The organism is Burkholderia sp. LS-044, assembly GCF_004803625.1.
GTDB lineage: Bacteria > Pseudomonadota > Gammaproteobacteria > Burkholderiales > Burkholderiaceae > Burkholderia > Burkholderia cepacia.
Genome location: NZ_SSWO01000004.1, coordinates 166482 through 179500 on the forward strand (window position 1 = coordinate 166482; position 13019 = coordinate 179500).

Annotated in this window: 11 protein-coding genes; 4 read left to right on the forward strand and 7 right to left on the reverse strand. The window is 69.9% G+C overall.

The features are described 5' to 3' along the window. The 4 genes from xdhC to E9536_RS12150 all read right to left on the reverse strand — a co-directional run bounded on the left by xdhC (window position 1) and on the right by E9536_RS12150 (window position 4360). Window positions 1–1005, reverse strand: a complete 1005-nt coding sequence (xdhC, locus tag E9536_RS12130) for a xanthine dehydrogenase accessory protein XdhC (protein ID WP_027788085.1) — start codon at window positions 1003–1005, stop codon at window positions 1–3. A gap of 638 nt (window positions 1006–1643) precedes the next feature. After that, window positions 1644–2156 carry a disulfide bond formation protein B gene (locus E9536_RS12140; protein WP_027788084.1) on the reverse strand — a complete coding sequence of 171 codons (513 nt, stop codon included), beginning with the start codon at window positions 2154–2156 and terminating at the stop codon, window positions 1644–1646. Between the two features lie 140 nt (window positions 2157–2296). Further along, window positions 2297–3673 carry an amidase gene (locus tag E9536_RS12145; protein ID WP_027788083.1) on the reverse strand — a complete coding sequence of 459 codons (1377 nt, stop codon included), beginning with the start codon at window positions 3671–3673 and terminating at the stop codon, window positions 2297–2299. A gap of 6 nt (window positions 3674–3679) precedes the next feature. Beyond that, on the reverse strand, window positions 3680–4360 hold the full coding sequence (locus E9536_RS12150) for a GntR family transcriptional regulator (RefSeq protein ID WP_136469907.1): 681 nt from the start codon (window positions 4358–4360) through the stop codon (window positions 3680–3682). Between the two features lie 280 nt (window positions 4361–4640). Between E9536_RS12150 and E9536_RS12160 the strand changes: the two genes are divergently transcribed. Continuing rightward, complete coding sequence (locus E9536_RS12160) at window positions 4641–5828, forward strand: type 1 glutamine amidotransferase (RefSeq protein WP_060311309.1); 1188 nt, start codon at window positions 4641–4643, stop codon at window positions 5826–5828. A gap of 115 nt (window positions 5829–5943) precedes the next feature. After that, window positions 5944–6636, forward strand: a complete 693-nt coding sequence (locus E9536_RS12165; protein WP_136469908.1) for a DUF2968 domain-containing protein — start codon at window positions 5944–5946, stop codon at window positions 6634–6636. 79 nt (window positions 6637–6715) lie between these two features. On the opposite strand, the gene E9536_RS12170 is transcribed toward E9536_RS12165, so the two are convergent. Next, window positions 6716–7438 (reverse strand): hypothetical protein, encoded by a 723-nt coding sequence (locus E9536_RS12170; RefSeq protein ID WP_247873436.1) that lies wholly within the window; start codon window positions 7436–7438, stop codon window positions 6716–6718. Between the two features lie 324 nt (window positions 7439–7762). After that, a complete protein-coding gene (locus E9536_RS12175; RefSeq protein ID WP_134319937.1) occupies window positions 7763–8017 on the reverse strand; it encodes a hypothetical protein in 255 nt (84 codons plus the stop codon). On the opposite strand from E9536_RS12175, the gene E9536_RS12180 reads away from it, so the two are divergent. After that, a complete protein-coding gene (locus tag E9536_RS12180) occupies window positions 8016–9311 on the forward strand; it encodes an MFS transporter (RefSeq protein WP_059695985.1) in 1296 nt (431 codons plus the stop codon). The two genes, E9536_RS12175 and E9536_RS12180, sit on opposite strands and share 2 nt — an antisense overlap. Before the next feature lie 90 nt (window positions 9312–9401). Here E9536_RS12180 and E9536_RS12185 read toward each other — a convergent pair whose 3' ends face one another. After that, window positions 9402–11312, reverse strand: a complete 1911-nt coding sequence (locus tag E9536_RS12185) for a tetratricopeptide repeat protein (RefSeq protein ID WP_060193929.1) — start codon at window positions 11310–11312, stop codon at window positions 9402–9404. A gap of 58 nt (window positions 11313–11370) precedes the next feature. On the opposite strand from E9536_RS12185, the gene E9536_RS12190 reads away from it, so the two are divergent. Continuing rightward, window positions 11371–13014, forward strand: a complete 1644-nt coding sequence (locus E9536_RS12190) for an FAD-dependent monooxygenase (RefSeq protein ID WP_060206536.1) — start codon at window positions 11371–11373, stop codon at window positions 13012–13014. Window positions 13015–13019: the final 5 nt, after the last annotated feature.

Below are 13019 nucleotides of genomic sequence, written 5' to 3' on the forward strand. Positions count from 1 at the left end.
TCAGTAGGTAGGGGAAGCCTGCGCGGCCGCGTTCGCTTCGACGGCCTGCAGCAATTGCGCAGCCACCGAGATCGCGATCACTTCGGGCGCCTTGTCGATGATGCCTTCGACACCGATCGGGCAGCGCATCCGCGCGACCTGGGCCGGGTCGATGCCGATCGCCGCGAGGCGATGATCGAACTGCACGCGTTTGGCGTGCGAGCCGGTCATCCCGAAGTATGCATAGTCGCCGCGTCGCAGGATGCGCTCGGCCAGCACGAAATCGAGTGCGTGGTCGTGCGTCATCACGACGAAGTAGGACTGCGGCGGCGCCGTGTCGACGGCGTCGGCCGGGGCAGCGGCCGCCTCGATCGCGAGGTTGCCGATGCCGGCGAGTGCGTCGGCCGGCGGGAACACCGCATCGGGCCCGTCGATCCAGCGCACCTGGCACGGCAGCGTCGCCAGCACCTTCACGAGCGCGGTGCCGATGTGCCCGGCGCCGAACAGCACGACGGGGAACGCATACGGCGCGATCGTCTCGGTCATCAGCGACACGCCGCCGGTTTCCCACAGCAGGCAGTCGGCACGCGCGGCTTCCGATTCGGGCTCGCTCAACAGCGGCGCGCCCGGCGAGGGGCCGAATGATACGCTACGCACGGTCGCGGCGCCGGCCGCGACACGCTTCGCGAGCGACATGATCCAGCCGAGATCGCCGACGTCGAGCCGCTCGAACGCGAGCACCACGGCGCCGCCGCAGCACTGGCCGAGACTCGGGCCGAGCGCGAGCCGTTCGAGCCGGCGCGCGTGCGGCACGTGCGCGCCGTCCTTCAGCAGATGCCGCGCGATCTCGATCGCCTTCCATTCCAGATGACCGCCGCCGATCGTATGGCGGGCCGTGTCGCGCGTGACGAGCATCTTGGTGCCGGCTTCGCGCGGCGCGGAGCCGTCGGTGTGCGCGACCGTCACGAGCACGGCGGCTTCGCCGTGCGCGAGCAGTTGCTGCAGATCGCCGAGCCAGGCTTCCATCAGCACACCCCTTGCGAAACGACGCGGCGCGACACGCGGCGCGGGCTGGCGAGCGTGGCGGCTACGATGACGGACGGGAACGGAGCGGGCCGGCCGCACGGCGAATGCGGTGCGGCGGCGCGGCGACGGTGCGCGCGGACGGCACCGCCGGATGCGCGGACGCCATGAGGGTGACGGATGCGGATGGTTTGCGTTGTCATGATGAATCCAGTCGACATTGCGGATCGGGCGCGCGTTACGCAGGGGTGGGGAGACCGCCTGGCCTCGCGCACGTAGATCGCCATCCAGTCCCGAAGATAGCACCGCACGGCGGCGGGAACATCGCGGGGCGGTGATCCGGGCTATCAGGAGGCGATCATGTCGATCATAGGCCCGCCGCCCGGGATCGGGGCGCCGATGCGTGCACATCGGGCCAAAACGCAGGCGTGGCGGGGCTGGGCGCGGAAGTCGCGCGATGCGCGTTCGCCAGGCTATCCGGGCGGCGGCGAGGTAGGTGTTTACGCGGGGCCGCCCGGGGACGGCCGGTCAGGGGCGACCGGCCGGGCCGGTTCGGCGAGTGCTCCGGTGCCGGGCTTGCCGGCCGGCGGCGTGCGGCCCGGGTGAGCGGGCCGCACGCAGGCCGGTGCGAAACCGGCCGGTCAGGCCGCGAGCTTGCGGCGATGGCGCCAGAGGCTCGCGACGACGGCAACCAGGATCGCGGCGAAGCCGATCAGCGCCCAGCCGGGCAGCAGGATGCCGAAGATCGGCGGGTAGACGGTCTCGCACAGCCCGGCGACCTTGAACATGCCGGGGAACCACTGCGCGGGCGGCAGGCTGTCGACGATCGGCTGCAGCGTGTCGAAGCCGCAGCTGAAGCCCGGATTCATCTGGATCGACAGATGGCGGGCGGCCGTGCCGACGCCGCCGGCCGCGGCGATCGCGATCAGCAGCTCGAGCACCCAGATGACGCGCCAGTTGCGGATCCCGGCGGCCAGGAACGCGAAGATCCCGATCGCGCAGAAGAAGTAGCGCTGGATGATGCACAGCGGGCAGGGATCTTCGTTCTTCACGTACTGCAGGTAGAGCGCACCGGCCAGCAGGGCGATGCACACCCAGCCGAGCAGCATCAGCAGGCGGCGTTCGCGGCGGATTGCGAGCGTGTAGTCGTTCATGTCGGCGGGGTTCCTCGTGGGGTCGGTCCGGAAAACAATCGCGCGATTTTAGCGCGAACGGTCTGGCACGAAACTGACAGCGCGCGTGCGGCAACCTGCCGCACCGCGCGCCCTGTCCGCTGGCGCTCGGCTGGCTGCGTTCAGCGGATCGTATTGAGCACGGCCTCGACGGCCTGGCCGATCGCGAGCAGCGCGTCGTCGCGATGCGGTGCGGCCGCGAGCATCAGGCCGACCGGCGCCGCGTCGCGCGGATGGCACGGCAGCGACAGCGCGCACGCGTCGAGGAAGTTGAACGCGCTCGGGTTGCGCAGGATCAGCGCGTTGGTGCGCGTGAACGCGGCGTCGTCCGTTTCGAGGTCGGCGATGCGCGGCGGCACGACCGGCACCGTCGGCGCGACGAGCGCATCGAAGCGCGCCCAGACCGTGTGCGCGGCTTCGTCGAGCATCGCGGTGCGCGCGGCGAGCAGGTCGAGATAGTCGGCCGCGCTCGCGGGTTCGCCCTTCAGGATCCGCGTGAGCACGCGCGGATCGTACTGGTCGCGGTGCCGAGCGAGCAGCGGGCGATGCCATGCGTAGGCCTCGATCGGCGAGAAGCCGAAGCGGTTGACGTCCGGCAGCCGGTCGAGCGCCGGGAAGCGCACTTCCGTGACGATCGCGCCGGCGGCTTCGAGATGCTTGAGCGCGGCGTCGAGCGCGGCCGCGACGTCGGCATCGACACCGTCCGTCACGTAGTTCGTCAGCACGCCGAGCCGTACGCCCTCGAGCGGCCGGGCGGCCGGCACGTGCGGTTCGAGGCCCGCGAGCATCCGGTCGACGAGCGCGCAGCAGGCGACCGTCAGGCCGATCGGGCCGAACGAGTCGAGCGTCGTCGACAGCGGGACGCCGCCTTGTGTCGGGATCCGGCTCGCGGTCGGCTTGAATCCCGTCAGCCCGCACAGCGCCGCCGGAATGCGGATCGAGCCGCCCGTGTCGGTGCCGAGCGCGACGGCGGCCATCCCGTCGGCGACGGACGCGGCCGCGCCGGACGACGAGCCGCCGGAAATCCGTGCGTCGCCCGGCACGTCGCGGTGGTACGGCGAGCGCGGGTGGCCGAAGTGCGGATTCAGCCCGAGCCCCGAGAACGCGAACTCGCTCATGTTGGTGCGGCCGACCAGCACCGCGCCCGCCCGCTTGAGCCGGGCGACGGCGACCGCATCGGTGCGCGCAGCCGGCGCGCCGTCGAGCACGCGCGAACCCGCGCGCGTCACCTGGCCCGCGACGTCGAACAGGTCCTTGACCGACACGGGAATGCCCGCGAGCGGCGACAGCACGGTGCCCGCGGCGCGCAGCCGGTCGTGCGCGTCGGCGGCGGCACGCGCGTTGTCGGCATCGACTTCGGTGAAGACGACCGCACCCTGGCCCGACGGATCGGCGATCCGGTCGAGCGCGGTGTCGACGAGCGCGCGGCTCGTGGTCCGGCCGGCGGCAAGGTCGGCAGCGAGCTGGGCGAGCGGGGGAAAGGGCGTGAAAGTGGTCATGGCGGCTCAGGGGCGAAGATGTTGAAGAAGCGTGGAGCGGAACGAGTCGATATGGTTTTCGACGGCCGCGCGTGCGCCGGCGGCGTCGCGCGCGGACAGCCGGTCGAACAGTTCGCGATGCTCGTGCTGGACGTCGGCGAGATGGTGGGGTTCGGACAGCGTGACGAACCAGAAGCGCAGCGAGCGTTCGTGCAGCGCGCGCAGGATCTCGGCGAGAACCGCATTGCGCGCGGCCGCGGCGATCGCCTGGTGGAACGCGCGGTCGAGTTCCATCATGCCCTCGACGTCGTGCGTGTCGACGCATGCCTGTCCTTCGTCGAGCAGCGCGGCCAGGCGCGCGAGATCGTCGGGCGCCGCATGGCGCGCGGCGAGTTCCGCGCAGTGCGCTTCGTTGATGCGCCGCACGTCGATCACCGCGACGATGTCGTCGAGCGACAGCGGCTGCACCATCAATCCCTTGCGCGGCATCACGGACAGCAGCCCTTCGAGCACGAGCCGATGCACGGCCTGGTGCACCGGCGTGCGGCCGATCCCGGTGCGGGCGACGAGGTCGGCTTCGTTGAGTGCGGCACCGGGCTTCAGGCGCATCGTGATGATGTCGCGCTGGATCAGTGCGTACGCGCGGTCGGCGAGGCTGGCCGCCGGTGCGGCGGGGCGGTCGCGGGTGACGTCGGTCAGGGCATTCATGCGGGGTGCGGCGCGGCGGCGGGGCGGGGCGCGATCATGGCGCGGGCGATCGGGAAGCGTGGACGATGGCTGGATATTATTGTGATATATCACTGGTGTCCAGTACCGGCGGCGGTGCACCGGCTTGCCGGCGCGAGGGGCGGGGGCGCTTGCCGGCGCAGTTTGCCGCCGACTTGCAACAATATCGACAGGATGTTGCAGGTTTGCCGCGCGATCGTGCGCTGACGCATAATGAATCCTCGTTTATCCATACGCGTGAGCGACGTACCAGACCATCGTCATGAGCGAAAACACGCCTTCCCCGGCCGGTCTGCCCGGCACCTCCTCCGTTTCTTCCGATTCCCCCCGTACCGATCCGGCGAAAGCGCCCGATGCGCCGGCAGCCCAGGCCGCCGCGCAGAACGTCGCCGCGGACGGCGCGTCGCCGGTCACTGCGGCGTCCGAGCCGGGTGCGCCCGGTGCAACGGGCACCGCCATCGATGGCGCTGCTGCCACGCCGCCGAAGCATGGCGCGCCGCCGCCGGGGTTCGGCGCGCAGCCCGACTTCGACACGCCGCGCCCGCCGCCGGCGAGCGCGCAGAATGCGCCGCCGGCCTACCTGAAGCAGAGCGACACGCCGTGGTCGGTGTTCGGCCGGATCGTGGCCGCGCGCGCGCGCCGGCTGTTCGACCGCGCCGGCCAGCGCATCACGCAGCGCACGCTGCGCATCGGCGTGTCGGCGCGGATCTTCCATCCGGAACCGGGTGCGAAGGGGCTGCGGGGCAAGACGCTGCAGTATCTCGAGGAATCGATCGCGCACTGGGTGATGTCGCGCGACGTGCTCGTGTTCATGATTCCGACCGTCGGCCACCAGGGCATGATTCACCCGAGCAACATCCGCCTGCGCGACTACGCGAAGCATCTCGACGGGCTGCTGCTGCAGGGCGGCGCCGATGTATCGCCGCAAACCTACGCCGCGTCCGACGCCCGCCCCGAATGGCCGGGCGATCGCGTGCGCGACATGTACGAACTCGAGCTGCTGCACGAGTTCGTCGAATCCGGCAAACCCGTCCTCGGCGTGTGCCGCGGCTGCCAGTTGATCAACGTCGCGTTCGGCGGCTCGCTGTACCAGGACATCGCCACCGACGTGCCCACCGCGAATGCGCACGTGAGCGAGCATTACGACCAGCATCGACACGCGATCCGCTTTCCCGATTCGTCGACGCTCGCGAGCATGTTCCCCGGGCGCAGCGAGGCGATCGTCAACTCGATTCACCATCAGGCGATCCGCGATCTCGGCCGCGATCTGAACATCGAGGCCGTGTCGGCGGGCGACGGGATCATCGAGGGCATTCGTCATCGGCGTTCGCCGTTCGTCGTCGGCGTGCAGTGGCACCCCGAGTTCCATCGCGCCGGCGGCTCGGAGCTGCTCGACTGCACGCCGCTGCTCGATGCGTTCCTGCGCGCGGCGCGCGAAACCCGCCTGTAGCCAGCCACTTTTTTCGCGTCGTACGAAGGCCGGCCGCATCCCGATAAATTCGAGATGCGGCCATTTCGTTTTGAACGATAATCGCGAGTTCCGATTCGTTCGCCGGAGTCCGACGTTGGTTTTCCGAAATTTTTCCCCTGCACGATGCGCAACGTGGATCGTTGCGCTGGCTGCCTGCACGCAAGCAGGCACGGCCTGGTCCGCCGACGCGACCGCGCCGGCCGCCGGTACGCGCCCGGCGGTCACGAGCCTGCGCGGCGACGCGGCGGCGTCCGCCACGGTGGCGACGGATGCATCCGCGCAAGGCAACGTCGCCGAGCTGACGCAGATGCTGCACGATGGCCGGATCGTCGAAATGCGCACGACGTACAACGGCAGCTACGGTGCGAGCCTGATGTTCGATCCGCGCGAGATGACGTACTACGTCGCGCTGTTCCAGGACAAGCACCTGTGGCGTGTGATCCGGTCGCAGGAGAAGCGCCGCGCGGAGATGGTGTACGCGAACTTCGTTCAGCAGACCGTACAACTCGCCGATATCGAGATCCGTCGTACCGAGCTGGAGGCGCAGAAAGCGTTTCTCGAGCGCGTGATCGCGCTGCAGGCGAACCGCGCGCAGCAGTTGCAGGCCGACCTGAGCGTTGCGCGTAGCCAGCAGGCCGAAGTCGCGCAACGGCAGCGTTCGGCGCAGGAGCAGGCACAGGCGCTGCAGGTCGAGAAGCGGGCCGCGCAGATGCAGTTGCGTGATCTGCAGGAGCAGGTGCGGCAACTCGAGAAGCAGACCGAGACGGGGCTGCCGGCACACAAGTAACGATTCGTCAGACGGACGGAGAGAGACGGGCAAAACCCGGCGAAGCGCGCTTCGCCGGGTTTTTTTCATGGTGCGGCCGTCAGCGTGCGAACGCGTCCGGCGTATCGGTCAGGCGGCGGTGGGACAGTTGTGCCGTCCAGTCGAAACCGGCGGCGGGCGTGTGCGATGGGCGCTCGGGTTGGGTAGCGCGCAGCGCGCTTGCCATTGCGATCAGCGTGAGCGGATCGTCGAGCGTGTCGCGTGGTTCGGCGATTGCGGGCGACGCGGGGGCGAACTGATCATGTGCGCGTGGGGCAACCGTGCTGCTCCGGACCGGTGGGCGCGCGGCCAGCCGCGACGCGGCCGCGGGCCGGGCCGGTGCTGCCGTCGCGCCGCGTTTGTCGTTCGAACGGGGTGACGATGCAATGGCCGCGGGCGGCACGTTGGACGTTGCGTCGGGACGAAGCGGTGCCGGACGACGCGTGACGTGGTGCATGACCTGCGGCGCTTCGGCCGTTGTCGCGACAGGCGCGGCCATCGTGTGCTGCGGTGGCGTGCTCGTCGACGTACCCGGCTGTACCGTCGCGACCTGCACGGTGCCGGACCACGACGTAGCGTGATCCGGCACGCTGCCGGCCGCTTGAATCGCGTATGTGGGCCCGAAGCCCGCAGGCGGTTCATATGCGGCGATCAGCCAGCCGATGATGCCGAGCGCGCCGATGCTCCAGCAGATCGCATACCGCGCACGCCGGTCGTGAGAGCGGCGGATGCGCGTGCCGGCAATGGCAGCCGGCACGACCGGCGCGCCAGCCGAAACCGGCATCGATAACGCCACGGACCGCGGCTGCCAGCGGCATGCGCTGTGCGGCCGGTCGACGTCGATGCAGGATGTCGTCAGCGTGGCGAGACAGTGCCTGTCGGGCCGTGCACCGGGCGCGCCGCGAAAGGTCCATTCGCGGCCGAACGACGGAGCGATATCGAGCGGCTTGACGCGAGGGCGGGCGAGTGCACTTTCGACGGGGACGAGTGGCGATGGGGTCATGAGGGCGGTACGCCGTGCGACACGGGCAACCTTGCCGGCCGCGGCGCGGAAATGTCGTCGCAAATCGTGACATTGTGGTCAGGTGGCGAGAGCAGGTCGATCAGATCAATCCGATTTTTGCTCCCGATTTTGGGCGACTCGTACGAGAAGAGTGCCGCGACGGCAATGGCAACGGTCGCGGCGGCACAAGGCAAATGTCGGGTTGGCGTGGCATGATGCGCGAACCATGCCGGTGCGCGCGTCGTCGCGCGGCGCGCCGCCGGCGGGCAGCGATGCCCGTGCGCGCCGGCCCGGCGCCGCGTGCGTCGTCGGATCCATGCGGCGCGGATTCGCGCCATCCGAGCTGAGCGAGAAAAACATGTCCACAGCGTCACACGCCATCACGCAGGAATCGAAATTCCGCACCGTGTTCCGCGTCGTCAGCGGCAACTTCCTGGAAATGTACGACTTCATGGTCTACGGCTATTACGCGTCGGCCATCGCGAAAACCTACTTTCCGAGCGGCAACGCATTCGCGTCGCTGATGCTGTCGCTGTCGGTGTTCGGCGCGGGCTTCCTGATGCGCCCGGTCGGCGCGATCGTGCTCGGTGCGTACATCGATCACCACGGCCGGCGCAAGGGGCTGATCCTGACACTCGGGCTGATGGCGCTCGGCACGCTCACGGTGGCCGCGATACCCGGCTACGCGACGATCGGCGTGCTCGCGCCGGTGCTCGTGCTGCTCGGCCGGCTGCTGCAGGGCTTTTCGGCGGGCGTCGAACTCGGCGGCGTGTCGGTCTACCTGTCGGAGATCGCGACGAAGGGCCACAAGGGGTTCTATACGTCGTGGCAGTCGGGCAGCCAGCAGGTGGCCGTGGTGTTCGCCGCGTTCGTCGGCGTGCTGCTCAACCGTGCGCTGCCGGTCGAGGAGATGACCGCGTGGGGTTGGCGCATTCCGTTCCTGATCGGCTGCCTGATCGTGCCGTTCCTGTTCCTGATCCGGCGTTCGCTGAAGGAGACCGACGAGTTCCTCGCGAAGCGTCATCGTCCGACGATGGGCGAGATCATGCGTTCGATGCTCGACAACTGGGGCGTCGTGGTGGCGGGCATGGGGATGGTGATCATGACGACGGTGTCGTTCTACATGATTACCGCCTATACGCCGACGTTCGGCAAGGAAGTGCTACACCTGTCGTCGCTCGACGCGCTCGTCGTGACCGTCTGCGTGGGGATTTCCAATCTCGTGTGGCTGCCGCTGTCCGGTGCGTTGTCCGACCGCATCGGTCGCCGCCCGGTGCTGATTGCGTTTACCGTGCTGACGCTACTGTCGGCTTACCCGGCCGTGCTGTGGCTCGTCGGCGATCCGTCGTTCCTGCGGCTGCTCGCGGTCGAGCTGTGGCTGTCATTCCTGTATGCGTCGTATAACGGCGCAATGGTCGTCGCGCTGACCGAAGTGATGCCGGCCGACGTGCGCACGGCCGGTTTCTCGCTGGCATACAGCCTGGCGACGACGATCGGCGGCTTCACGCCCGCGATCTCGACGCTGCTGATTCATCAGACCGGCAACAAGGCCGCGCCGGGGCTGTGGCTGAGCGTTGCCGCGATTTGCGGGCTGATCGCGACACTCGTGCTGTATCGCACGCCCGAGGCTCGCAACCAGTACAAGGCGGCCTGACGGGCAAGCGCCTGTCGCGCGGCGCCGGCCGCGCGCGTCGCATGGACAAAGGGAGCCCGGGTGAACGGCGCTCCCTTTTTTCGTCCGCGTTCAGGCTTCGCGCAGCATGCCGGCGACTGCTGTCGCCACGTCGAGCCATTGCCCCGGTGCGGGCTGGCGGGCGAGCCTGGCCTGCGGATACCACGGGCAGTCGTCGCCGGTGAACCACCGCCAGTCGGGCGCGAACGGCAGCATGACCCACAGTGGCTTGCCGAGCGCGCCGGCGAGGTGCGCGACCGCGGTATCGATCGTGACGACGCCGTCGAGCCGTTCGATCAGCGCGGCCGTGTCGGCAAAGTCGTTCAACCGGCCGTCGAACCGGTGCACGCGCGGATGCGCGTCGACGCGCGCGCGTTCGTCCTCGTCGAGTGCGGGTTGCAGCACGATCCAGTCGATATCCGGCAGCGCGAGCAGCGGCGCGAGCGCGTCGAACGGCATCGAGCGGTTTTCCTGCGCCTGCCGGCGCCCCGACCATGCAAGGCCGAACTTGCGCTTCGACTGCCCGCCGAGCGAGCCGCGAAAGCGCCTGCCGGCGCCGTCGGGGGCGTCGAGGTAGCGCGAGCCCGCGACGATGTCCTCCGCCTGAAGCCCGAGCAGGAACGGCAAGCTCATCAGCGTGCAGGCGACATCCGCGGCAGGCGGTTTCGCGGTGCCCTGTGCGACGAGGGTCACGCGCCAGCGCGCGGCCGCCGGCGCCAGCAGCGTAACGAGTTCCGGCTGGACTTCGAGCACGACGCGCGCGCAGCGCGCGCGGGCGAGCGGCACGAAGCGGACGAACTGCAGCGTGTCGCCGAAGCCCTGTTCCGCGCGGATCAGCAGCGTACGCGACGCAATCGGTTCGCCTTGCCAGCGCGGCAGCGTGCCGAGCGGCGTCGCGCCCGGCGTGTCGTGGCGCGCTTCATAGGCGGGCAGGCCGCGCGTGAAGTCGCCGAGCGTCAGCAGCGTGACCGCGCGGTGCAGCCGTGCCAGCGTGAGATCGGGGGCGACACGCAGCGCCTGGTCGAACGCGCGCAGCGCCATCTCGTGCGCACCGAGCGCGTGATGTGCGTTGCCGAGGTTCAGCCAGGCCAGGCTGAACGACGGATCGAGACCGACCGCTCGCTCGTAGAAGGGCAGCGCGTCGCGGTGGCGCGCCTGCGCGCTCAGTGCGTTCGCGAGCCCGAACAGCGCGAGCGGAAACGGCGGATGCAGCGCGAGCGCGGCTTCGAACGCGGCGGCCGCCTCGGCATGCCGGCCGACCGCGTCGAACGTGTTGCCGAGATTGAAGTGCGCGGCGACGAAGCGCGGCTGCGCGGCGATCGCGGCCTGGAAGTGCGCGATCGCATCGTCGGCGCGGCCCATCGCGTTCAGCGCCATCGCGAGGTTGTTGTGCGCCCCCGCATGCCCCGGCCGCAACTCGAGCGCGCGATGGAACGCGGCGAGCGCGTCGTCGTGGCGGCCGAGCGCGTTCAGCGCGTTGCCGAGATTGTTGTGGATCGATGCATCGTCGGGCGTGAGCCGCAGCGCGCGGCCGAATGCGTCGATCGCATCGTCGTGGCGCTGCAGCGCCGCATACGCGTTGCCGAGGTTGTAGTGCGCGAGCGGAAATTCGGGCGCGAGCGTCAGCGCGTTGCGAAAGCGGTCGACCGCTTCGTCGAGCCGGCCGAGCGCCTTCAGCGCGTTGCCGAGATTGAGCTGCAGCGCGGCATCGTCCGGACGCAGCGCGACGGCGCGGCCGACGAGGTCGGCCGCCTCGGCGTGCTGGCCCTGCTGGTGCCGCAGCACGCCGAACAGATGCAGCGCGTCGGCGTTGGCGGGATCGGAGGCGAGCGCGTTGCGATAGCCGTGCTCGGCCTCGGCGAGGCGGCCCGCGCGGTGTGCGGCATACGCTCGGTCGAATGCGGTATCCATGACGCGAAAACTGACGGAAAGGGCGTATTTTCCCACACCGCGCGGCGCCGCCGCGCGTCGGCCGATCGGCATATGGCCCCGTCACGTGGAGCGGCGTAGACTTGCAGGATCGCGTGTCATCGAGGTTCTCATGGCTGACACACTGCCCGATATCCGGCCCGTGCTGATCGTCGGTGCGGGGCCGACCGGCCTTGCCGCGGCGATGAGCCTCGCGCGAGCCCGCGTGCCGGTGCGCATCATCGATCGGCTTGCCGCGCCCGCGCCGCATTCGCGCGCGATCGGCATCCAGGCGCGCACGCTCGAACTGCTGGAGCAGCATCGCGCGGTCGAACCGTTTCTCGCGCTCGGCCATCGTGCGCATGCAGCCGCGCTCCATGCCGACGGCCGCGTGATCGCGCGGCTCGATTTCGATCCGCTGCACACGCGCTATCCGTACCTGCTGTTTCTCGACCAGACCGTCACCGAGCGCCTGCTCGCCGAGCATCTGGCCCGGCTCGGCGTGACGGTCGAGCGCGGCGCGACGCTGACCGCATGCGATGCGGGCGGCGCGTCGCTCGACGTGACGATCCGCCGCGCCGACGGTCGTGACGAATCGTTCGCGCCGTCGTACCTGATCGCCGCCGACGGCGCGCACAGCACGGTCAGGCATCTGCTCGGCCTGGGCTTCACCGGGCAGGCGTTCGAGCAGACGTTCCTGCTCGCCGATTTCGCGGCGATACCCGACTGGTCGGACGAAGAGATCCACCTGTTCGCGACGCCCGAAGGCATGGCCGGCCTGTTTCCGATGGGCGGCGGCCGTTACCGGCTCGTGGCCGACCGGCCGCCCGGCAGCGACGCGTCGTCCGATGCGCCGGTCCCGTCGCTCGCGGAATGCGACGCGATCGTGCGTGCCCGTGCCGGCGCGTCGATCTCGCCGAGCGATCTCGCGTGGTCGTCCTATTTTCATCTGCACAGCCGGATGGTCGACCGGCTGCGTCACGGCCGCGTGTTCTTCGCGGGCGACGCCGCGCACGTCCACAGCCCGGCCGGGGCGCAGGGCATGAACACCGGCATCCAGGAAGCGTTCAATCTTGGCTGGAAGCTCGCGCGCGTGCTCGGCGCGGGCACGCCCGAACGGCTTCTCGACACGTATCACGCGGAACGTCATCCGATCGAGCGCGACGTGTTGCGGCAGACCGGTTTCGTCACGCAGGTCGTCGAAGCCGAGCGCGGCGCGATGAAGCTGCTGCGCGATCATGTCGTGCCGCTGCTGGCGTCGTTCGGGCCGATGCGCGACGCCGTGCGGCGTACGGTCAGCGAACTCGGCGTGCAGTACCGGAAGAGCCCGCTCACGCTGGAGCGCGTGCTCGACGGCGGGCCGCGCGCGGGTGAGCGGGCACCCGATGCGTACGTGCGCGTGGTCGACGGGCCGCTCGGTCAGGCGCCCGGCACGGCGCGGCTATACGACCTGCACGATCCGGCGAGCTTCACGTTGCTGCTGCTGGAAGAACCGCCGGATGCCGACGCCGGCGCGTTGCCGCCGATACCGGCCGATGCGCAGGTGCTTGCGCAGGGGCTCGAACGGATCATGCCGGACGCGGTGCGCGTCTGGCGCGTCACCGATGCCGAAGGCGGGGATGCCGGGCTTGCGCAGGAATACGGCCGCTCGCGGCCGTCGTTTTACCTGCTCCGGCCCGACGGTTACGTGGCCGCGCGCGGGCGCACGGCGACCGACGCGAACGCGTTGCTGCGCCACTGCGAAAGCTGGTTCGCGGGCATGTCGCGGCCCGCGTAGCGGGG